This is a genomic window from Streptomyces sp. NBC_00209 (assembly GCF_045206345.1).
Lineage (GTDB): Bacteria > Actinomycetota > Actinomycetes > Streptomycetales > Streptomycetaceae > Streptomyces.
The window spans coordinates 2,488,121-2,507,185 of the sequence record NZ_CP108121.1 but is presented as its reverse complement, the minus strand read 5'-3'; the positions used below and the strand labels follow the sequence as shown (position 1 = coordinate 2,507,185).

Here is a 19,065-nt window from a genome sequence, read left to right as displayed (position 1 = left end):
CTCATGGTGGCCTTAACCCACCATCACGAGCCGTTCCTAGCCTCACGCCATGTTCTTCACCTACCTCCGGCGCGAGCTGCGCCGCCGCAGAAAGGCGGCGCTCGTCGTCGCCTCCGGGCTCGCCCTCGGCATTGCGCTGGTCATCGTCGTCAGCTCCGTCTCCTCGGGCATGGGCAAGGCCCAGGACAAGGTCCTCGAATCGCTGTACGGGCTCGGCACGGACATGACCGTCACCAAGGCGGCCACGGCGCCCACGTCGGGCTCCACCGGCCGCCCCAGGTTCGATTTCGACGCCAAGGACAGCGACGACGACGCGACCCAGAGCACGGACCGGGTCATGGTCCAGGGCTTCCAGACCCTGGCCTCCTCCACCGTCACCAAGGTCGGCGAGCAGGACGGCGTCGCCGGTGCGGTCGGCGGGCTGAGCCTGTCCGTCATGAAGGTGGACGGGCAGTTCAAGCGCGGCGAGTTCAAGCAGGAGGGCGGCACGGGCCAGGGCGGCGGACGCGGCGGGGCCGGCGGCGGCATGCCGCAGGGCGAGGTCAGGGGCGGCGGCGCCTCCTTCGACGTCAACTCCTACACGGTGTACGGAACCGACGTCACCCAGCAGGACCTCGGCCCGCTCACCTCCTCGAAGATCACCTCCGGCCGTACGTTCAAGACGACCGAGACCGACGCCGAGGTGGCCGTGGTCGACTCCGCGTACGCCAAGGAGAAGACCCTCGCCACCGGCAAGACCGTGACCGTCCACGGCACCAAGTTCACGATCATCGGCGTCTCGACGGCCGACAGCGGTGACGCGGCCGCCAACCTCTACATCCCGCTCAAGCAGGCGCAGACCCTGTCCGACTCCAAGGACAAGGTCACCACGGTCTACGTGAAGGCCGCGGACTCCCAGAAGATCGACGGCGTCAAGTCGGCCATCCAGAAGAACATCTCCGGCACCACCGTCACCACCTCCGCCGACCTCGCGGACACCGTCTCCGGCTCCCTGTCCACCGCGTCCGACCTGGCCGCCGGTGTCGGCAAGTGGCTGTCCTTCGCGGTCCTGGCCGCCGCGTTCCTGGTCGCCGGGCTCCTCACCTCCTCCGCCGTCAGCCGCCGGGTGCGCGAGTTCGGCACGCTGAAGGCCCTCGGCTGGAAGAGCGGCCGGGTCACCCGCCAGGTCGTCGGCGAGGCCCTGGTCAACGGCCTCATCGGCGGCGTGCTCGGCATCGCCGTCGGCCTGGCCGGCGCCTACGCGGTCACCGCCGTCAGCCCCACGCTCACCGCCGAGCTGGGCTCCTCCGGCGGTGGCGGGACGCGCGGCGGCATGATGGGCGGCGGCGGGCCCGGCTTCGGCCGGCAGAGCGCCTCCAAGGGCCTCGACATCGCGCTCACCGCGCCCGTCTCCCTCTCCGTCATCCTCACCGCCGTCGCCCTGGCCGTGGCGGGCGGGCTGATCGCGGGCGCCTTCGGCGGCTGGCGCGCCTCCCGGCTGCGCCCGGCGGACGCGCTCCGCCGCGTCGAGTAGCAGTCCGGACCCCACACCCCGTCAGGAGAGCACCCATGTACACCCTTCAAGGCGTCACCAAGCAGTACCAGCGCGGAAAGTCCACCGTGCACGCCCTCGCCGGCGTCGACCTCACCATCGAGGACGGCGGCCGCCTGGTCATCCAGGGCCCCACCGGCGGCGGCAAGTCCACCCTGCTTCAGATGCTCGGCGGCCTGGACCGGCCCACCACCGGGAGCATCGAGCTCGACGGGATGGACCTGGCCAGGCTCAGCGAGGCCAAGCTCACCAAGGTGCGTGCCGAGAACATCGGCTTCGTCTTCCAGAGCTTCAACCTCATCCCGACGCTCACCGCCCAGGAGAACGTCGAGACCGCCCTCGTCCCCCTCGGCGTCAAGGCGTCCGAGCGGCGCGGAAGAGCCGCCGAGGCGCTGGACTCCGTCGGGCTCGGCGAGCGGCTGGGCCATGTGCCCGGCGAGATGTCCGGCGGCCAGCAGCAGCGCGTCGCCATCGCCCGTGCCCTGGTCAAGCGGCCCAAGGTGCTTCTCGCGGACGAACCCACCGGCAATCTGGACGAGTCCATGCGCGACGAGATCATGGAGGTCCTGGAGACCCTGTGGAAGGAGCACGGGCTCACCTTCGTCATGGTCACCCACGACAGCGCCATCGCCCGCCGCGCCCCGCGCCTGGCCACCATCCGCAAGGGCAAGGTCACCATCACGGAGAACGCCCCGGCCTGACCCCGCCCCGCCTCCCCGTCCCCGACCGCCGCCGGTGGGCCTTGGTGCCCCCGGCGGCGGTGTCAGCTCCCGGGCCGCGCGGCCCTGCGGTACGCCACGAGGTCGCCCCGGCGGACCTGGCGCAGACCGAGCGGGTCCGCGTACGAGACGCCCTGCTCGCAGGTCCGCACCCGCACCGGCCCGGTCGCGTCGGGCTGCCCGGCCCCGGGGCCGGCGCGCAGCCCGTACCAGGGGCGCAGGGGCAGCCAGGCCAGCCCGTAGAGCCAGCGCCGCACCAGCAGCCCGGGGCCGGGGCGGCGGACGTCCGGCAGGCGCACCACCCGGATGCCCATGATCAGCTTGCCCGCGCCGGCGCCGAGGAACGCGGTGAGCACGACCTGGTTGACGAAGGACAGCACGAGCACCGGAACGGCCAGCAGCGCCGCCGCCTCGGGCAGGGACGCGGTGTCCACGTACGGCCTGGCCAGCAGCCCCGCCGTGAGTACGCAGAGGTAGCAGTCCAGGCCCACCGCGAGGATGCGGCGCGTCTCGCCGGCGCGCGGCGGGGTGCGCGGGCCGGGGCGTAACGACCCGTGGTACCCGGGCCGGGCGGGCAGCACGGGCCCGGCGGGCCGGTGCGGACGGAGACCTCTGCGGTTTCCCCGTATGGATGTCATGAGCGAATCATGTCTGATGACCCGTCATTACGTCCCGGGGCGTTCCGTATTACCCCGCGGGTCATGCGGTCGACGGAGTCGAGGGCGCGCGGCCCGGAGCGGTGGTCGTGCTCGGCTTTCCGTCCATCGAGGAGGCGCGTGCCTGGTACGCGTCCCCGGCCTGTCAGGAGCTGGTGCCGCTGCGGGCCCGGAACATGGCGGGCGACCTGGTGCTCGTGGAGGGCGTCGCGCCGGACTACGACCCGAGGGCGACCGCCGCGGCGCTGCGCGCGGGGGCGGTCGCCACTCCGGCGGCGTAACGGCTGGATTTCCGGAACCTCACCGTCGAGACCGCATGGCTGTGAGATTCACCACTTCGGCGGGGTCCCGGTGGTCGCTCCGGTCCGGCCAATCGTGCGCCGATCCTGGCCCGCGCAAGGCCGTTGGCCCAGGTCCGGGGTGTTGAGGGGCGGGGTCGCCCCGGGGGTGCCACGGGCCTTCCGGCGGGCCCACTGGGAGAATCGGGGCTGCCCCCGCGTATGAGCCGACCCATGGAAGGTCTTGATCAGATGCCGGTCACCCCTGACTCCGCCACCTCGCACGCCGCCGAGAACCGCGCCATCGAGCCGTTGTACGCCGAGGTGCTGCGCCGCAACCAGGGCGAGAAGGAGTTCCACCAGGCGGTCCGGGAGGTCCTGGAGACCCTCGGCCCCGTGCTGGCCAAGCGGCCGGAGTTCGTGGACGCGCGGGTTATCGAACGCATATGCGAGCCGGAGCGGCAGCTCATCTTCCGCGTGCCGTGGTCGGACGACTCGGGCGACATCCACGTCAACCGCGGCTTCCGCGTCGAGTTCTCCAGCCTGCTCGGCCCGTACAAGGGCGGCCTGCGCTTCCACCCCTCGGTCAACCTCGGCATCGTGAAGTTCCTCGGCTTCGAGCAGATCTTCAAGAACGCCCTCACCGGCATGCCCATCGGCGGCGGCAAGGGCGGCGCGGACTTCGACCCGAAGGGCCGCTCCGACGCCGAGATCATGCGGTTCTGCCAGTCCTTCATGACCGAGCTCCACCGGCACGTCGGCGAGTACACCGACGTGCCCGCCGGTGACATCGGCGTCGGCGGCCGCGAGATCGGCTACCTCTTCGGCCAGTACAAGCGGATCACCAACCGCCACGAGTCCGGCGTCCTCACCGGCAAGGGCCTCGGCTGGGGCGGCGCCCTCGTCCGCACCGAGGCGACCGGCTACGGCTGCGTCATGTTCACCGCCGAGATGCTGCGCAGCCGGGGCGAGTCCCTGGACGGCCAGCGGATCTCCGTCTCCGGCTCCGGCAACGTCGCGATCTACGCCATCGAGAAGGCCCAGCAGCTCGGCGCGACCGTCGTCACGGCCTCGGACTCCGGCGGCTACGTCGTGGACGACAAGGGCATCGACCTCGACCTGCTCAAGGAGATCAAGGAGCGCGGCCGCGGCCGCATCTCCGAGTACGCCGAGCGGCGCGGCGCGCACGTGAAGTACGTCGAGGGCACCGGCGTCTGGAACGTCCCCGTCGACGTGGCCCTGCCCTGCGCCACCCAGAACGAGCTGCACGAGGTCGACGCGCTCGCCCTCGTCCGCAACGGCGTCAAGGCGGTCGCCGAGGGCGCCAACATGCCCACCACCCCCGAGGCCGTCCGCGTCTTCCAGGACGCCGGCGTGGCCTTCGCCCCCGGCAAGGCGGCCAACGCGGGCGGCGTGGCCACCAGCGCCCTGGAGATGCAGCAGAACGCCTCGCGCGACTCCTGGACCTTCGCCCACACCGAGCAGCGCCTGTCGGAGATCATGCGCCACATCCACGACTCCTGCTACACCACCGCCGAGAAGTACGGCAGCCCCGGCAACTACGTCGTCGGCGCCAACATCGCCGGCTTCGAACTGGTCGCGGACGCGATGCTGGCGCAGGGGCTCATCTGACCCCGGCCACGACGCGCGGAACGGGCCCGGGGAAGCGTCCCCGGGCCCGTTCCCGTCCTCCGACGAACTGGCCGCCCGGGAGGCGGAGGCGCACCGTCAGGACCCGACCGTCGGCATGGCGGAACTCCTCGCCGACCTCTTCGAGGGTGAGAGCCCGGCCGCGTGAAGTACGCCTTCCGCTTCACCGCTCACGCCCAGCGCCAACTGCGCGCGATCGGCCGGCAGGACGCGCTCCGCATCCTCACGGCCATCACCCCGCTCGGCGACGACCCATGGCGGGCGGACGCGGATGTCAGGAAACTCGCGGGGCACGACGGGCTCTACCGGGTGCGCGCCGGAGACTTCCGGGTGGTGTACGAGGTACGGGGCGACGCGCTGGTCATCCTGGCCCTCCACCTCGGACACCGGAGCGATGCGTACCGGAGCCTGTGAGGCCGGCCGAACGGGACTGGCCCGGGCGCACTGCCCGGGCCCGTCCCGTTCAGAGGTGTCTCAGCTCTCCGCCGGGGCCACGCCCACCGGGCAGGAGACGCCCGTGCCGCCGATACCGCAGTAGCCGGCCGGGTTCTTGTCCAGGTACTGCTGGTGGGCCGCTTCGGCGGGGTAGAAGGGGCGGCCGTCGGCCGGCAGGATCTCCGTGGTGATCTCGCCGTGCCCGGAGGCCGTCAGCACCTTCTGGTACGCCTGGCGGGACGCCTCGGCGGCCGCCGCCTGGTCCGGGGTGTGGGTGTGGACCGCGGAGCGGTACTGCGTCCCCACGTCGTTGCCCTGGCGGAAGCCCTGGGTCGGGTCGTGGGACTCCCAGAACAGCTTCAGCAGCTCCGCGTAGGTGACGGTCTTCGGGTCGTAGACGACGCGGACCGCCTCCGTGTGGCCGGTGAGGCCCGAGCAGACCTCCTCGTACGCGGGATTCTCCGTGGAGCCGCCCTGGTAGCCGACGAGCGTCGTCCAGACGCCGTCGGTCTGCCAGAACTTACGCTCGGCGCCCCAGAAGCAGCCCATCCCGAAGTCCGCGACCGCCAGACCCTCCGGGTACGGGCCCAGCAGCGGGTTGCCCAGCACCGTGTGCCGGGCCGGGACGGTGAACTCGGGGACGGGACGGCCGCGCAGGGCCTCCTCCGGGGTGGGGAGCTGGGGGGTGCGGCGGTGCAGGAACATGCGGGGGCTCCTCCTGGGTCGGGCGTGCTGTCCGTACAACGCGCGGAGGGCCCCGCGGATTCCTAGTGCGGCAGGCTCGCCGGGCTGCCGCCGTTCGCCTCGTAGCCCGCGACCGCCAGCGCCCGGTACACCGCGTACTCCGCGGCCGGGTCCTCGCTCGCCGTCCACGGCAGCGCGCCCACGTACCCGTCGATGCGCACCAGCTGGCGCACCGCCTCCGCCCAGCGCTCCATCCGCACCAGGAACAGCACCAGCAGATGGCGCACGTGCGGCAGCATCGGATCGTCCGCGCGCGCCGAGTGCACCGCGTACATCGCGCCCTCCACGGCCCGGGTCACCACCTGGCTCTCGTAGAAGCCGCGCACCAGATTGACCTCGGGGAGATGCTCGTACACCGCGAACAGCGGCAGCCCGGCGAGCAGCGAGCCCTGCGGGGCGCGGGCGGCGGCGGCCGTCGCGAAGCGGTCGGCCTCCTCGCGCGAGCCGTGCCAGCGCTCGCTCCAGAAGTGCAGCGCAGCGATGTGCGCGCCCAGGTGCGCCGGGGCCCGGTCGATGATCTTCGCCCACAGCTGGTCGAACTCCTCGCCGGAGTAACCCAGTCCGCGCGCGACCGCCAGCTCCACGATGTACGGGACCGGGTCGCCCGGGGCCAGCAGGGCGGCCTCGCCGATCACCGTACGGGCCTCCTCCAGGATGATCCGGAAGTCGTCCGTACCCGCCGTGGACGACCGCCACGCCTGCTGCACCAGGAACTCCGCGTGCACCGCCGCCGCGCCCGCGTCCTTCGGTGCCTCCGCGCGCCACCTGCGCAGCCACGCCCCGCCGACGCCCGGCTTCCGCAGCAGTTCGAGGGAGGCCGCCCCGGCGAACGCCTGCACCCGCTGCCAACGCAGCTCACCCTCCTTCGGGGTCCCGGCCAGCAGCTGGGACGCGGCCCGCCACTCCTGCGTGTGCTGCACCACCTCCAGCACGTCCAGCAGGTCCTGGTCAGCGCCGGGCGTCCGGACGTCCAGCTCCTCCTGGCGTACGAAGCCGTAGTCCTGCGGGTCGGCGGCGTCGGGGGAGCCGGGCGCGGCCAGCCGGATGCCACCGCCGCGCCGGCGCAGCACGTACGGGCCGATCGCGGCGGTCAGCAGGCACAGCGCGAGCAGGAACCACAGAATCTCCATGCCCCCATTGTCACCGGACGGCCATGTGACCCGTGAGGCACCTCGTAACGAACTACGCTCGGCCCCATGAGCGACCAGCACAGCTTCGAAACGCGCGCGATCCACGCGGGGAACACCGCTGACCCCCTCACCGGTGCCGTGGTTCCGCCCATCTACCAGGTGTCCACGTACAAGCAGGACGGCGTGGGCGGGCTGCGCGGCGGTTACGAGTACAGCCGCAGCGCCAACCCGACGCGTACCGCCCTGGAGGAGAACCTCGCGGCCCTGGAGGGCGGCCGGCGCGGGCTCGCCTTCGCCTCCGGCCTCGCCGCCGAGGACTGCCTGCTCCGTACGCTGCTGACCCCCGGCGACCACGTGGTCATCCCGAACGACGCCTACGGCGGCACGTTCCGGCTGTTCGCGAAGGTCGCCTCGCGCTGGGGCGTGGAGTTCTCCGTGGCCGACACCTCGGACGTGGCGGCGGTCCGGGCCGCGATCACCCCGCGCACCAAGGCGGTCTGGGTGGAGACCCCGTCCAACCCGCTGCTCGGCATCACCGACATCGCCGCCGTCGCCCAGGTCGCCCGCACCGCCGGGGCGCGGCTCGTCGTGGACAACACCTTCGCGAGCCCCTACCTCCAGCAGCCGCTGGCGCTCGGCGCGGACGTCGTCGTGCACTCCACCACCAAGTACATGGGCGGCCACTCGGACGTCGTCGGCGGCGCGCTGATCGTCAACGATCCTGATCTGGCCGAGGAGTTGGTCTTCCACCAGAACGCGATGGGCGGCGTCGCCGGCCCGTTCGACGCCTGGCTGGTGCTGCGCGGCATCAAGACGCTCGCCGTGCGCATGGACCGCCACAGCGAGAACGCCACCAAGGTCGCCGAGCTGCTGACCCGGCACCCCAAGGTCTCCCAGGTCCTCTACCCGGGCCTGCCCGAGCACCCGGGCCACGAGGTCGCCGCCAAGCAGATGCGCTCCTTCGGCGGCATGGTGTCCTTCCGCGTCGAGGGCGGCGAGGAGGCGGCGCTCGAAGTCTGCAACCGGGCGAAGCTGTTCACCCTGGGCGAGTCCCTGGGCGGCGTCGAATCGCTCCTGGAGCACCCCGGCCGCATGACGCACGCCTCGGCGGCCGGCTCCCCGCTGGAGGTCCCGGCCGACCTGGTCCGCCTCTCCGTCGGCATCGAGAACGCGGACGACCTGCTCGCGGACCTGACGCAGGCGCTGGGTTAAAAGGCGTAGGAAGGCGGCGGGGCCGGAGCTTCGGTCCCGCCGCCTCGGGCTTCAGGCCGGTTCGTCCTCCAGCGTCGCCCTGACCTGCTCCCGCAGCTCGGGGCTGTCGGTGTGCTGGTGGACGGAGACGGCGTGCTCGCTCGCGGCCCGCACGACTTCCTCCTCCTCGCCGGCGATCGTCAGCGAGCAGTTCGACTCACTCGGATACTTACGGCAGTCAGCGATTTTCCGGGTCATGACAGCCTCCTGACCACTCCTTTCCAGGGTAGTCCGGAACGCCCCGACCGCCGCGTCTACCAGCCTTCCACCGGCGTCGTCTCCGCCGGAGGCGCCTCCCACGGCCGGGCCGCCAGGGCCCAGATGGTGAACGCGGTGACCGCCGCGATCAGCGCCATCACCCAGAGCCTGCGCAGCGCCCGCCGGCGCCGCAGCAGCCGTGCGCCCCGCTCCGCCGCCGACGCCGCCAGATCGGCGGGCACCGGCGGATGCGGACCCTCCAGCATCCGGCGCACCTCGTCCTCGCGCCGGCCGGTGCCACTCATGGGGCGGCGCCCAGCAGCCGGGCCGGGCCCCGGCGCACGGTCGGGTTCCTGGTGCCGCGCATCGTGGCCACCGACCGGTTGCAGACCGCGCGCACCCGGCCCTCGGGCAGCCCCAGCAGGGCCGCCGTCTGCTCCTCCGGGACCCCTTCGTACAGCCGCAGCACCAGGACGAGCCGCTCCTGCGGGGTCAGCCGGTCCAGCAGCCCGCCGCGCGGCCGGTGATGGCGCCACGTCTCGCGGGCGAACCTGGCCGCCAGCTCCTGCCGGGTGCGGTTGTACGGGTCCTCGCCCCGCAGCCGCTCCCAGTCGGCGAACGTCCGGGCCAGCGAGGCCGTCAGCAGCCGTCGCGCGTGCGGGTGGGCGCCGGACGCGTCCGCCGGTTCGGCGGTGAGCAGGGTGGCCGTGTGCAGCAGACGGCCCGCCGCGCCCGCGACGAAGGACTCGAAGTCCTGGGCGCGGCCCCGCCGCGGGCCCGCATGACGCTCTCGCACACGTCCATCGGAACGCGCCGCGGCCCTCGGGTCAACCCCCCGGACCGCAGCGGGCGTTCAGTTCGCGGGCGCCGTCTGGTGCGTGGCCTGCCGGGCCGCCAGCGCCGCGTTGAAGCGGGTGAGCAGCGCGCAGAACGTGTCCCGCTCCTCCTCGCTCCACCCGTCCGTCACCTGCGACATCAACTCCCGCCGCGAGTCCCGGACCTCGTCGAGACGGGCCTGGCCGCGCGGCGACAGCTGGAGCACGACCGCCCGGCCGTCCTCCGGGTGCGAGGTCCGCTTCACCAGTCCGGTGTCGACCAGCGGCGCGACCTGCCGGGTCACCGTGGACGAGTCGATCCCCATCCCGGCGGCCAGCGCCTTGACGCCCATCGGACCTTCCAGATCCAGCCGGTTCAGCAGCAGATAGGCCGCCCGGTCCATGGAGTTGCGCACCTGGCCCACCCCGCCGAGACGGGTCTGCTCGGCCCGGCGGGCGAATACGGCCACCTGATGCTGAAGGGTGTCGAGAACGTGGTCGGGACCCGGGTTTTCCGGGGCAGCGCCCCCGGAAGGAGACGAGGCAGTCGTCATGTCCTGAGGGGGCATGGCCGGGGGCTCTCTTCGTGCGGTGTCGGATGGGTGGGGGACAGAGTACGCGGCCCCGGGGCAACGCGTACCAGTGCTGCACAAACCTGCGGACATCGGCGCAGGACGGCCCCGCAAGCGGCGGCCGGGACCCCTGCGAGCTGCAAGACTTACGGTATGAACTTCCCGTCGCCCGGCAGCTTTCCCTCCGTGATCCTCGATGACGTACGGGGGGCGCAGAAGATGCTCTCCGGGGTCGCCAAGGTCACCCCGCTCGAAGGAAGCCGCCATCTCTCGGGCCTCGTGGGCGCGCCCGTCCTCTTCAAGTGCGAGAACCTCCAGCGGACCGGCTCGTTCAAACTGCGGGGCGCCTACGTACGCATCTCGGGACTCACCCCGGTCGAACGCGCCGCGGGGGTCGTGGCCGCGAGCGCCGGGAACCATGCGCAGGGTGTCGCCCTCGCGTCTGCGCTCCTCGGCGTACGGTCCACGGTCTTCATGCCCGTCGGCGCACCGCTGCCGAAGGTCGCCGCCACCCGCGAGTACGGGGCCCGGGTGCGGCTGCACGGCACCGTCGTGGACGAGACCCTGGCCGCCGCGCAGGAGTACGCGCGCGAGACCGGCGCGGTGTTCATCCACCCCTTCGACCACGCCGACATCATCGCCGGACAGGGCACGGTCGGCCTGGAGATCCTGGAGCAATGTCCCGAGGTCCGGACGATCGTCGTCGGCATGGGCGGCGGCGGGCTCGCGGCCGGCATCGCGGTCGCGGTCAAGGCCGTCCGGCCCGACGTGCGCATCGTCGGCGTGCAGGCGGCCGGCGCCGCGTGCTACCCGCCGTCCCTGGCGGCCGACCGCCCCGTCTCCATCGACACGCTCCAGACCATGGCGGACGGCATCAAGGTCGGGCGCCCCGGGGATGTCCCGTTCGCCCTGGTCAGGGACCTGGTGGACGAGGTGCGTACGGTCTCCGAGGACGAGCTGTCCAGCGCCCTGCTGCTCTGCCTGGAGCGGGCCAAGATGGTGGTCGAACCCGCCGGGGCGAGCCCGGTCGCCGCGCTCCTCGGCGACCCGAAGGCGTTCCAGGGTCCGGTGGTGGCCCTGCTCTCCGGCGGCAACGTCGACCCGCTGCTGATGCAGCGCATCCTCACCCACGGCATGGCGGCGGCCGGGCGCTACCTCAGCCTGAGGCTGCGGCTCACCGACCGGCCCGGCGCGCTGGCCACGATGCTCGGCGTGCTGTCGGTGGCCGACGCCAATGTCCTGGACATCAGCCATGCCCGTACCGACCCCAGGCTCGGTCTCACCGAGGCGGAGGTCGAACTGCAGCTGGAGACCAAGGGACCCGAGCACTGCGACGACGTGAGGGCCGCGCTGCGGGACGCGGGGTATCTGGTGATGGGCTGACAGGTAGGTCCCCGCTTGTGTGTTCATCGGGCACGGCGCCCCCGGCAAACCTAGGATCTGGGGTCTGAGAGGTAGCCACCCGAACGCACTGGGGGAATCCCATATGCCAGGCGCCATCTATGCCGAAGGACTCGTCAAGACCTTCGGTGACGTCACTGCACTCGGCGGTGTCGACCTCGACGTGCCGGAAGGCACCGTGCTCGGACTCCTCGGCCCCAACGGGGCCGGCAAGACGACCGCCGTCCGGGTCCTGACGACGCTGCTCAGGCCGGACAGCGGCAGCGCCTTCGTGGCGGGGATCGACGTCCTGAAGCATCCCAACGAAGTGCGGCGCTCGATCGGGCTCTCCGGCCAGTTCGCCGCCGTGGACGAATATCTGACCGGCCGCGAGAACCTGCGCATGGTCGGCCAGCTCTACCAGATGAGCGGACGCGCGGCGAAGGTCCGGGCGGGCGAGCTCCTCGACCGGTTCAACCTGGCCGACGCGGCGGACCGCCCCGCCAAGACGTACTCCGGAGGCATGCGCCGCCGCCTCGACCTGGCGGCGGCGCTCGTCGTGTCGCCGCCGGTCATGTTCATGGACGAGCCGACGACCGGGCTCGACCCGCGCAACCGCCAGCAGCTCTGGGAGGTCATCGAGGAGCTGGTCGCCGGGGGTACGACGCTGCTGCTGACCACGCAGTATCTGGAGGAGGCGGACCACCTCGCCCACGACATCTGCGTGATCGACCACGGACGCGCCATCGCACGCGGCACCTCCGACCAGCTCAAGGCCCGCATCGGCGGCGAGCGCGTCGAGGTCGTCGTCCACGACCCCGAGCAGATCGAGCCGGCCCGCACCGTCCTCACCCGCCTCGGCAAGGGCGAGACCGCGGTCCTGCCGAACATGCGCAAGCTGACCGTCCCGGTCGACGGCGGAGCCAAGCTCCTCGCCGAGGTCATCCGCGACCTGGACGCCCAGGGCGTGGAGATCGACGACATCGGGCTGCGCCGCCCCACCCTGGACGACGTGTTCATCTCCCTCACCGGCCACGCGGCCGAGCAGGAGAAGAACGAGGCCGGGAATTCCGGAACGGAGACGGAGAAATGAGCGCCCTCAGCGAAGCCCGTACCGCCGCCCCACGCCCGGGCGGCGGCATCGGCCAGTCGGTCCGCGACTCTCTGGTCATCGGCAAGCGGAACCTCATCCGGATGACCCGGATCCCCGAGATGATCCTGTTCGGGATCATCCAGCCGGTCATGTTCGTGGTGCTCTTCACGTACGTGTTCGGCGGCTCGATCGCCATCCCGGGCGCGGGTGTCAGCGCCGGCGCGTACAAGGAATTCCTGATGGCGGGCATCTTCGCGCAGACCGTCACCTTCGCCACGGCGGGCGCCGGCGCGGGCATCGCGGAGGACATGCACAAGGGCCTCATCGACCGGTTCAGGTCGCTGCCGATGGCCCGGGGCGCGGTGCTGACCGGGCGGACGCTGGCCGACCTGGTGCAGACCGCCGTCACGCTCGTCGTCCTCGCGGGCGTCGCGCTGCTCGTCGGCTGGCGCACCCACGAGAACATCGGCAAGGTACTCGGCGGCTTCGGCCTGCTGCTCCTGCTCGGCTACGCGTTCACCTGGATCGGCGCGCTGATCGGCCTCACCGTCCGCACCCCTGAGGCGGCCACCTCCGGCGGCCTGATCTGGCTCTTCCCGCTGACGTTCATCTCGAACGCCTTCGTGCCGGTCAACGGCATGCCGACGTTCCTCCAGTACGTCGCCGAGTGGAACCCGTTCAGCGCGACGGTGGCGGCGGCCCGCGAACTGTTCGGCAACACGATCCCGGGCGTCCCGAAGTCGGTGACCGGCGCCTGGCCGATGGAGCACCCCGTCTGGGCCTCCCTGATCTGGTCCGTGCTGATCATCGTGGTCTTCCGCACACTGGCCGTACGCAAGTACCGCTCGGTCTCCCACTGAGGACCCCGGACAGGGAAGAGCCCCGGCCGCACCGCGCGGCCGGGGCTCTCTCACGTACGGGTCAGCCGGTGTACGGCTTGGCCGAGAGGATCTTCACCGTGGCGGTCCTGCCGTTCGGCAGCTCGTAGGCGGCGTTGTCGCCGGTCTTCTTGCCGTTCACGCCCACGCCGAGCGGCGACTGCGGGGAGTACGTCTCGATGTCCGCGCTCGCGTACTCGCGGGAGGCCAGCAGGAAGGTCGTGGTGTCGTCCTCGTCGCCGTCGAAGGCGATCGTCACGACCATGCCGGGCTCGACCACGCCGTCGTCGGCCGGCGCCTCGCCGACCTTCGCGTGTTCGAGGAGCTGGGTCAGCTGGCGCACCCGGAGCTCCATCTTGCCCTGCTCCTCCTTGGCCGCGTGGTACCCGCCGTTCTCGCGCAGGTCCCCCTCCTCACGGGCCGCCGCGATCTTGACGGCGATCTCCGTGCGCGCGGGACCAGACAGGTACTCCAGCTCGGCCTTGAGCTGGTTGTACGCCTCCTGCGTGAGCCAGGTGACGTTTTCGCTGGTCTGGGTCACAGGGTGCTCCTCGTCGGTACTGGGAATACAAAGCAACGCCCTACCCGCAAGCATGCGCTGCTACGGGTGGGCGAAACCACGAGCCTAACAATTCACCGGGAAAAGGGGGAGAAGGTAAAAGTCCCGACCGTGGAAACCGCAGGTCAGGGCCGGTCAAATGGGGTTACGACGGGCGTGCTGCGGTCAACTCGACGCCCCGCCGTCCTCCGTGCAGCCCAGCAGCTCGACGGCGGTCGCCCGGGACGTCGTCCGCAGGGTCAGGATCCTGTCGATCCGGTCGCTGTCGTCATCGAAACGGAAGTCCTTGCGCGCGACCTCCGTGCCGTTCTCGCTGAGCGAGCGGAGGGTGCAGTAGCCCTGGTCGTCCCGGCCCTTGCGGACCTCCAGGTGCACCTCGACGCGGTCGTCCGAGGTGACCTTGAACTTGATCATCTCGGCGCTGAGGCCCTTGCCGCCCACGTAGTCGTAGCCGATCCAGCCGACCACGCCCAGCAGCACCGCGCCCAGCACCGCGCCGATGACCTTGAGCCTGCGGTCCGCACGCTGGTCCGCGGAGCGGCCGTAGCGGTTCTCGGGAAGCGCCTCGCGCACCGCAGTCATGATCGTTCCTCCCGTGCCGGGGATCGAGGAATTTTCCACCCCCCGGTTCGGTCACTATAGAAGTTGCCCACCCGTCACCCGACCGCCGCCCCGAGATCGGCGTCCCTGCGGGACGGCACCTTTGATGGCGACCAATCACTGAGGATCGAGTCTTGACTGAGCAGCTTCGACTGATGGCCGTACACGCTCACCCCGACGACGAGTCGAGCAAGGGCGCGGCCACCATGGCCAAGTATGTGTCCGAGGGGGTGGACGTGCTGGTCGTGACCTGCACGGGAGGCGAGCGCGGCTCCATCCTCAACCCGAAACTCCAGGGCGACGCGTACATCGAGGAGAACATCCACGAGGTGCGCCGCAAGGAGATGGACGAGGCCCGGGAGATCCTGGGCGTGAAGCAGGAGTGGCTCGGCTTCGTGGACTCGGGCCTGCCCGAGGGCGACCCGCTGCCCCCGCTCCCCGAGGGCTGCTTCGCCCTGGAGGACGAGACCGTCGCCGCCGGCCGCCTCGTCGCCAAGATCCGCGCGTTCCGGCCGCAGGTCATCACCACGTACGACGAGAACGGGGGCTACCCGCACCCCGACCACATCATGACCCACACCATCTCGATGATCGCCTTCGAGGGCGCGGCGGACACCGAGAAGTTCCCCGAGGCGGAGTTCGGCCCCGCCTGGACGCCGCGGAAGCTCTACTACAACCAGGGCTTCAACCGGCCGCGCACGGTCGCCCTGCACGAGGCGCTGCTCGCCCGCGGCATGGAGTCGCCGTACGGGGAGTGGCTGGAGCGGTGGAAGGAGTTCGGGCGCGCCGAGCGCACCCTGACCACGCACGTTCCGTGCGCGGACTTCTTCGAGATCCGCGACAAGGCGCTGATCGCGCACGCCACGCAGATCGATCCGGACGGCGGCTGGTTCCGCGTTCCGATGGACATCCAGCGGGAGGTCTGGCCGACCGAGGAGTACGAGCTGGCGAAGTCTCTGGTCGATACCTCCCTCCCCGAGAGCGACCTCTTCGCGGGCATCCGCGACAATGCCTGATATGTACGCGACTCAGGCACTGACGAACCTCGTCCCGCTCGCCGAGGAACTCGACAAGAACAAGGTGACCCCCGGGGTCCTCGGCTTCATCGTCTTCGCGGCGCTCGCCGTGGGCGTGTGGGCGCTCATGAAGTCGATGAACCGGCACATGGGGCGGGTGAACTTCGAGGAGGGACCGGCGGAGCCGGGGCCGGCGGAGCCGGCGTCCGAGCCGGTGGCCGGGTCCGCGAAGCGGAAGTAGTACGGCGGGGCGCTTGGCTGCGCCCCGCCTGCCGGGTCCTCAAGCGCCGGACGGGCTGAAAAGATGCCCTCAATCGCCGGGCGGGCTGGATGGTGGCCGGTCCGGCGTTGATGGTGCGGACGTCAGACCCTCACGCCCATGATCTCCCGGGTCCGCCGGGACGGCGTCAGGTGCAGCGACCACGCCTGCCAGCCCGTTTCCAGGTCCGCGCCCCGGTCCAGGATCACCCGGTAGGTGTCCGCGCAGTCGTCCACCTTGGGGTCCCTGGCCGGGTGGCCGGCCGCGCGGAGCTCGGCCAGCTCCTGCTGGGCGACCACCGTGCCCACCTCGGCGCCGCCCGGCGAGGCGTACGGCAGCAGTGTGCACCGCAGGAAGCGCGCCCAGTCCGCGCCGCGCGCGTCCCCGTACGCATCGAACAGGACGACCGCCTCGTCGCACAGCCCGAGGGCCTGGGGCGTCCGCTGGTTGCCCGCGTCGATCAGCGCGAGGTCCAGGCAGGTCCACGCCTCGCCGTGGGCGACCCCGATGCGCCGGAAGTCCGCCCGCGCGTCGGCCAGCAGCTGGCGGGCGAACCCGGAATTGCGCAGGTTGCCCGTCTGCGCGGCCCGCTGGTCCCGGGTGACGCGCCCCGAGTGGTGCCGGGCGCACGCGAGACCGTAGACATCGCGCATCCGCGAGAACATCGTGCGGGCCCGCTCCAGCCGCCGTACGGCTTCCACCGTGTCGCCGGTCTCCTCCAGCGCCTGGCCCAGGTAGTACAGGGTCCACGCCTCGCCGCGCGCGTCCTCGTTGTCGCGGTGCCGGGCCAGGGCCGCCGTCAGCTGCTCGGCCGCCGCGCCCGGTTCGCCGTCCAGCAGCCGGGCCCGGGCCAGCTGGGTCGTCGCCCACGCCACACCGCGATCGTCGCGGGTCCGCCCGTACAGATCGAGGGCGGCGCGCAGGGCGGTCTCGGCCTGCTCCACCTCGCCCAGGCGCAGCCGGACCTGGCCCGACTGGAACCGGGTCCACGCCTCGCCGTGCAGCGACTCGCCCTCGCGGTGCAGGGTGAGCGCGGTGTCCAGGAGGGTCACCGCCTCGGCCAGGTTGCCCCGGTCGCGTTCGACAGCGGCCAGCGCGTGCAGCGACCAGGCCCGGTCCGCGTCCTGCCCGGCGGCGAGCTGGAGCCCCATCGCCTCGCGGAGCCGGGCCGCCGCCTCGGTCAGGTTGCCCTGGTGGTGCAGCGTGATGCCGAGCGAGCACAGCGCCAGCGCCGTACCCGCGTCGTTCTGCGCCTCCCGGTACAGGCCGACGACGGAGGACAGCGTGGTGCGGGCCTTGTCCAGCTCGCCGAGCTGGCGGGCCGCGATGCCCGTACGCCAGCGCACCGAGCGTTCAAGGAGCCCCTGGTCGACCGCCTGGGACAGCTCGCTGATCTCACCCAGCCGGTAGAGGTCGCCGCGCAGCAGGCAGTAGTCGCACAGCGCGCCGAGCAGGGCGAGCACCGCCGCCTGGTCGACGCCCTCCGCGTGCCGCAGGGCGGAGGTGATGAAGCTCGACTCGTCGTCCAGCCAGCGCAGAGCCGCGTCCAGCGAGCTGAAGCCGTGCGAGCCGAACTGGCCGGCCCGGGTCGACATCTTGCCGTCCACCATCCGGATCACCGCGCCGGCCAGCTCCGCGTAGTTCGTGATCAGCCGTTCCTGCGCGGCGGCGCGCTCGGCCGGCTCCTCCTCGTCGAGCAGCCGGGCCTGGGCGAAGCCGCGTACCAGATCGTGCAGCCGGTAGCGGGAGCCGCGTACGTGGTCGATCAGACCGGCCCCGGCCAGGGCCGTCAGCAGCCGGCCGGCCTCCTGCTCGTCGGCGGCGAGCAGCGCGGCGGCCGCCGCCGCGCCCAGGCTCGCCCGGCCCGCCAGCGCGAGCCGCCGCAGCAGCCGCCTGGCCGGCTCGGACTGGTCGGTGTAGCGCAGCCACAGGGCGCGCTCGACGGGCGGTACCGGGCCGTACGCGGCGAGGTCCGCGGCCAGCGCGTCCGCCGTACGCGCCCCGAGCGCGGAACCGGCGACGCGCAGGGCCAGCGGCAGCCCGCCGCACAGCTCGGTGATCGCCTCGCTGGACGGATAGTCGTACGGACCCGGCTCGGCCTCCTGCGACACCCCGCGCAGCAGCTCCTCCGCGCCGCCCGGATCGAGGGCCCCGACCTCCAGCCGGTGCACCCAGGCGGGCAGCGAATCGGGCAGGTCCAGCGGCTCACGGGCGGTGACCAGGACCAGGCTGTCGGAGCGCTCCGGGATCAGCGTCGCGACCTGCTCCGCGTCCCGGGCGTCGTCCAGGACGATCGTCACGGCCGTGCCCGTCAGGTGCTGGTGGTACAGCTCGCCGAGCCGGCGCACCTGCTGGTCGGCGGAGGCGCTGTCCCGGAACAGCAGCTGCTCGCGGGGCGCGCCCAGCCGGTTCAGCAGATGCAGCAGCGCGTCCCGGGTCGGCAGCGGTACCTCGCCCTCCGCGTCGCCGCGCAGGTCCACCACGCACGCGCCCTTGAACTGGTCCTTCAGCTCGTGCGCCGCCCGCACGGCGAGCGTGGTGCGCCCGGCGCCCGGGGGACCGTGCAGCACGACGACGGTCGGCTTCGTCTCGGTCGACGCCCGGGCCGCGTGCACCCACCGGCCGATGCGGGCCAGCTCGCCCCGCCGCCCCGCGAACAGCCCGTCGGCCGCCGGGAGATGGCCGAACGACTGCTCAAGCAGCGACCGCATTCGCGCGGCGGCGCTGCGGTCCCCGCCGCGCAGCGGGGTGCGCGCCTTGGCGGCGGCCTTCTTCGCCGGGGCGCGGGTGGTGGCGGCGAGCATCCGCTGCTGGTCGAGAAACGGGCGTATGCCGCGTACATCCAGGGCAGCCAGCCATTGCAGCCGCAGCTGGTCCGGACGGGCGCCCGCCCGGTCGGCCGGCCGGTGCGAGGCGGTGGCCTTGGCGACCGTCGCGGTGGCCCCCGCCACGGCGACGACCGCGCCCGCGCCGAGCGCGAGACCGGACGCCGTGCCGAGCGCCACGTCGGCGCCGAAGGCCGCGGCGGCGGCGACACCGGTGACCAGTAACGGCGTCGCCAGGCTCTCCCGCCCGAACCGCTGCCCGCCCGCCGCCGCGTCGAGCGCCTGCACATACGCCGCGTACTCCTCCGCCGCGCCCTCCGCGATGGTGTCGAGGGCGGCCCGCGCCCTGGGCAGCAGGACGGACGCGTCCGTCCGCCCACCGCTGCGCCGTGCCTCTTCCTCCACGGCCCGTACCAACAGCCGTTCCGCGTCGGCCCGGTGACTGTCTCTCAACTGCATCCGTGTCCCCCTCAGGC

General features: G+C 72.2%; 21 protein-coding genes. 11 read left to right on the top strand and 10 right to left on the bottom strand.

Going from position 1 to position 19,065, the window contains the following annotated elements:
* Positions 1-49: 49 nt before the first annotated feature.
* Positions 50-1,513, top strand: coding sequence for an ABC transporter permease (locus OG867_RS10930; RefSeq protein ID WP_406284635.1), 1,464 nt, complete (start codon positions 50-52; stop codon positions 1,511-1,513).
* Positions 1,514-1,548: 35 nt separating this feature from the next.
* On the top strand, positions 1,549-2,232 hold the full coding sequence (locus OG867_RS10925) for an ABC transporter ATP-binding protein (RefSeq protein WP_406284633.1): 684 nt from the start codon (positions 1,549-1,551) through the stop codon (positions 2,230-2,232).
* Positions 2,233-2,294: 62 nt separating this feature from the next.
* Here the strand turns inward: OG867_RS10925 and OG867_RS10920 are convergent, their stop codons facing one another.
* Positions 2,295-2,888, bottom strand: a complete 594-nt coding sequence (locus OG867_RS10920) for an RDD family protein (RefSeq protein ID WP_406284631.1) — start codon at positions 2,886-2,888, stop codon at positions 2,295-2,297.
* A 26-nt stretch (positions 2,889-2,914) separates the two neighbouring features.
* On the opposite strand from OG867_RS10920, the gene OG867_RS10915 reads away from it, so the two are divergent.
* From OG867_RS10915 to OG867_RS10905, 3 genes are all read left to right on the top strand, one after another.
* Positions 2,915-3,187 (top strand): DUF1330 domain-containing protein, encoded by a 273-nt coding sequence (locus tag OG867_RS10915; protein WP_406290883.1) that lies wholly within the window; start codon positions 2,915-2,917, stop codon positions 3,185-3,187.
* Between the two features lie 249 nt (positions 3,188-3,436).
* Entirely contained in the window at positions 3,437-4,816 is a 1,380-nt protein-coding gene (gene gdhA / locus OG867_RS10910) for an NADP-specific glutamate dehydrogenase (protein ID WP_328901952.1), read from the top strand.
* 162 nt (positions 4,817-4,978) lie between these two features.
* The gene (locus OG867_RS10905) at positions 4,979-5,248 is read left to right on the top strand and encodes a type II toxin-antitoxin system RelE/ParE family toxin (protein ID WP_406284629.1); all 270 of its coding nucleotides are present in this window, start codon (positions 4,979-4,981) and stop codon (positions 5,246-5,248) included.
* Between the two features lie 60 nt (positions 5,249-5,308).
* Here OG867_RS10905 and msrA read toward each other — a convergent pair whose 3' ends face one another.
* Positions 5,309-5,974 (bottom strand): peptide-methionine (S)-S-oxide reductase MsrA, encoded by a 666-nt coding sequence (msrA, locus tag OG867_RS10900; RefSeq protein ID WP_406284626.1) that lies wholly within the window; start codon positions 5,972-5,974, stop codon positions 5,309-5,311.
* A gap of 62 nt (positions 5,975-6,036) precedes the next feature.
* Positions 6,037-7,143 (bottom strand): hypothetical protein, encoded by a 1,107-nt coding sequence (locus OG867_RS10895; RefSeq protein ID WP_406284623.1) that lies wholly within the window; start codon positions 7,141-7,143, stop codon positions 6,037-6,039.
* Positions 7,144-7,209: 66 nt separating this feature from the next.
* Between OG867_RS10895 and OG867_RS10890 the strand changes: the two genes are divergently transcribed.
* Positions 7,210-8,355, top strand: a complete 1,146-nt coding sequence (locus tag OG867_RS10890) for a cystathionine gamma-synthase (protein ID WP_406284620.1) — start codon at positions 7,210-7,212, stop codon at positions 8,353-8,355.
* A 51-nt stretch (positions 8,356-8,406) separates the two neighbouring features.
* Here OG867_RS10890 and OG867_RS10885 read toward each other — a convergent pair whose 3' ends face one another.
* Genes OG867_RS10885 through OG867_RS10870 form a run of 4 tightly spaced genes read right to left on the bottom strand, consistent with a single transcriptional unit; the run spans position 8,407 to position 9,976 of the window.
* Positions 8,407-8,592, bottom strand: a complete 186-nt coding sequence (locus tag OG867_RS10885; RefSeq protein WP_328901958.1) for a DUF1059 domain-containing protein — start codon at positions 8,590-8,592, stop codon at positions 8,407-8,409.
* Positions 8,593-8,648: 56 nt separating this feature from the next.
* A complete protein-coding gene (locus tag OG867_RS10880; protein WP_328901959.1) occupies positions 8,649-8,897 on the bottom strand; it encodes a hypothetical protein in 249 nt (82 codons plus the stop codon).
* Positions 8,894-9,388: a sigma factor-like helix-turn-helix DNA-binding protein gene (locus OG867_RS10875; protein ID WP_406284617.1), complete on the bottom strand. Its 495-nt coding sequence runs from the start codon at positions 9,386-9,388 to the stop codon at positions 8,894-8,896. Before OG867_RS10875 ends, OG867_RS10880 begins: the two co-directional genes overlap by 4 nt.
* A gap of 57 nt (positions 9,389-9,445) precedes the next feature.
* A complete protein-coding gene (locus OG867_RS10870) occupies positions 9,446-9,976 on the bottom strand; it encodes a MarR family winged helix-turn-helix transcriptional regulator (protein ID WP_406284615.1) in 531 nt (176 codons plus the stop codon).
* A gap of 156 nt (positions 9,977-10,132) precedes the next feature.
* On the opposite strand from OG867_RS10870, the gene ilvA reads away from it, so the two are divergent.
* The 3 genes from ilvA to OG867_RS10855 all read left to right on the top strand — a co-directional run bounded on the left by ilvA (position 10,133) and on the right by OG867_RS10855 (position 13,312).
* Positions 10,133-11,362, top strand: coding sequence for a threonine ammonia-lyase (ilvA, locus tag OG867_RS10865; protein ID WP_406284613.1), 1,230 nt, complete (start codon positions 10,133-10,135; stop codon positions 11,360-11,362).
* Between the two features lie 103 nt (positions 11,363-11,465).
* The gene (locus tag OG867_RS10860; RefSeq protein ID WP_406284611.1) at positions 11,466-12,452 is read left to right on the top strand and encodes an ATP-binding cassette domain-containing protein; all 987 of its coding nucleotides are present in this window, start codon (positions 11,466-11,468) and stop codon (positions 12,450-12,452) included.
* On the top strand, positions 12,449-13,312 hold the full coding sequence (locus OG867_RS10855) for an ABC transporter permease (protein WP_328901964.1): 864 nt from the start codon (positions 12,449-12,451) through the stop codon (positions 13,310-13,312). Before OG867_RS10860 ends, OG867_RS10855 begins: the two co-directional genes overlap by 4 nt.
* A gap of 61 nt (positions 13,313-13,373) precedes the next feature.
* Here OG867_RS10855 and greA read toward each other — a convergent pair whose 3' ends face one another.
* Complete coding sequence (greA, locus tag OG867_RS10850) at positions 13,374-13,871, bottom strand: transcription elongation factor GreA (RefSeq protein WP_328901965.1); 498 nt, start codon at positions 13,869-13,871, stop codon at positions 13,374-13,376.
* 183 nt (positions 13,872-14,054) lie between these two features.
* On the bottom strand, positions 14,055-14,471 hold the full coding sequence (locus tag OG867_RS10845; protein ID WP_406284608.1) for a DUF4307 domain-containing protein: 417 nt from the start codon (positions 14,469-14,471) through the stop codon (positions 14,055-14,057).
* A gap of 152 nt (positions 14,472-14,623) precedes the next feature.
* On the opposite strand from OG867_RS10845, the gene mca reads away from it, so the two are divergent.
* On the top strand, positions 14,624-15,505 hold the full coding sequence (gene mca, locus OG867_RS10840) for a mycothiol conjugate amidase Mca (RefSeq protein WP_328901967.1): 882 nt from the start codon (positions 14,624-14,626) through the stop codon (positions 15,503-15,505).
* 1 nt (position 15,506) lies between these two features.
* Positions 15,507-15,746, top strand: coding sequence for a hypothetical protein (locus tag OG867_RS10835; protein WP_328901968.1), 240 nt, complete (start codon positions 15,507-15,509; stop codon positions 15,744-15,746).
* Positions 15,747-15,868: 122 nt separating this feature from the next.
* On the opposite strand, the gene OG867_RS10830 is transcribed toward OG867_RS10835, so the two are convergent.
* Positions 15,869-19,048, bottom strand: a complete 3,180-nt coding sequence (locus tag OG867_RS10830) for a tetratricopeptide repeat protein (RefSeq protein ID WP_406284604.1) — start codon at positions 19,046-19,048, stop codon at positions 15,869-15,871.
* Positions 19,049-19,065: the final 17 nt, after the last annotated feature.

Coding starts and splice junctions, on each gene's coding strand:
- OG867_RS10895 (WP_406284623.1), bottom strand. CDS start 7,143: ATGGAGATTCTGTGGTTCCTGCTCGCGCTGTGCCTGCTGACCGCCGCG.
- OG867_RS10920 (WP_406284631.1), bottom strand. CDS start 2,888: ATGACATCCATACGGGGAAACCGCAGAGGTCTCCGTCCGCACCGGCCC.
- OG867_RS10890 (WP_406284620.1), top strand. CDS start 7,210: ATGAGCGACCAGCACAGCTTCGAAACGCGCGCGATCCACGCGGGGAAC.
- gdhA (WP_328901952.1), top strand. CDS start 3,437: ATGCCGGTCACCCCTGACTCCGCCACCTCGCACGCCGCCGAGAACCGC.
- OG867_RS10835 (WP_328901968.1), top strand. CDS start 15,507: ATGTACGCGACTCAGGCACTGACGAACCTCGTCCCGCTCGCCGAGGAA.
- OG867_RS10830 (WP_406284604.1), bottom strand. CDS start 19,048: ATGCAGTTGAGAGACAGTCACCGGGCCGACGCGGAACGGCTGTTGGTA.
- OG867_RS10845 (WP_406284608.1), bottom strand. CDS start 14,471: ATGACTGCGGTGCGCGAGGCGCTTCCCGAGAACCGCTACGGCCGCTCC.
- OG867_RS10885 (WP_328901958.1), bottom strand. CDS start 8,592: ATGACCCGGAAAATCGCTGACTGCCGTAAGTATCCGAGTGAGTCGAAC.
- OG867_RS10925 (WP_406284633.1), top strand. CDS start 1,549: ATGTACACCCTTCAAGGCGTCACCAAGCAGTACCAGCGCGGAAAGTCC.
- OG867_RS10855 (WP_328901964.1), top strand. CDS start 12,449: ATGAGCGCCCTCAGCGAAGCCCGTACCGCCGCCCCACGCCCGGGCGGC.
- ilvA (WP_406284613.1), top strand. CDS start 10,133: ATGAACTTCCCGTCGCCCGGCAGCTTTCCCTCCGTGATCCTCGATGAC.
- OG867_RS10870 (WP_406284615.1), bottom strand. CDS start 9,976: ATGCCCCCTCAGGACATGACGACTGCCTCGTCTCCTTCCGGGGGCGCT.
- msrA (WP_406284626.1), bottom strand. CDS start 5,974: ATGTTCCTGCACCGCCGCACCCCCCAGCTCCCCACCCCGGAGGAGGCC.
- OG867_RS10880 (WP_328901959.1), bottom strand. CDS start 8,897: ATGAGTGGCACCGGCCGGCGCGAGGACGAGGTGCGCCGGATGCTGGAG.
- OG867_RS10860 (WP_406284611.1), top strand. CDS start 11,466: ATGCCAGGCGCCATCTATGCCGAAGGACTCGTCAAGACCTTCGGTGAC.
- OG867_RS10930 (WP_406284635.1), top strand. CDS start 50: ATGTTCTTCACCTACCTCCGGCGCGAGCTGCGCCGCCGCAGAAAGGCG.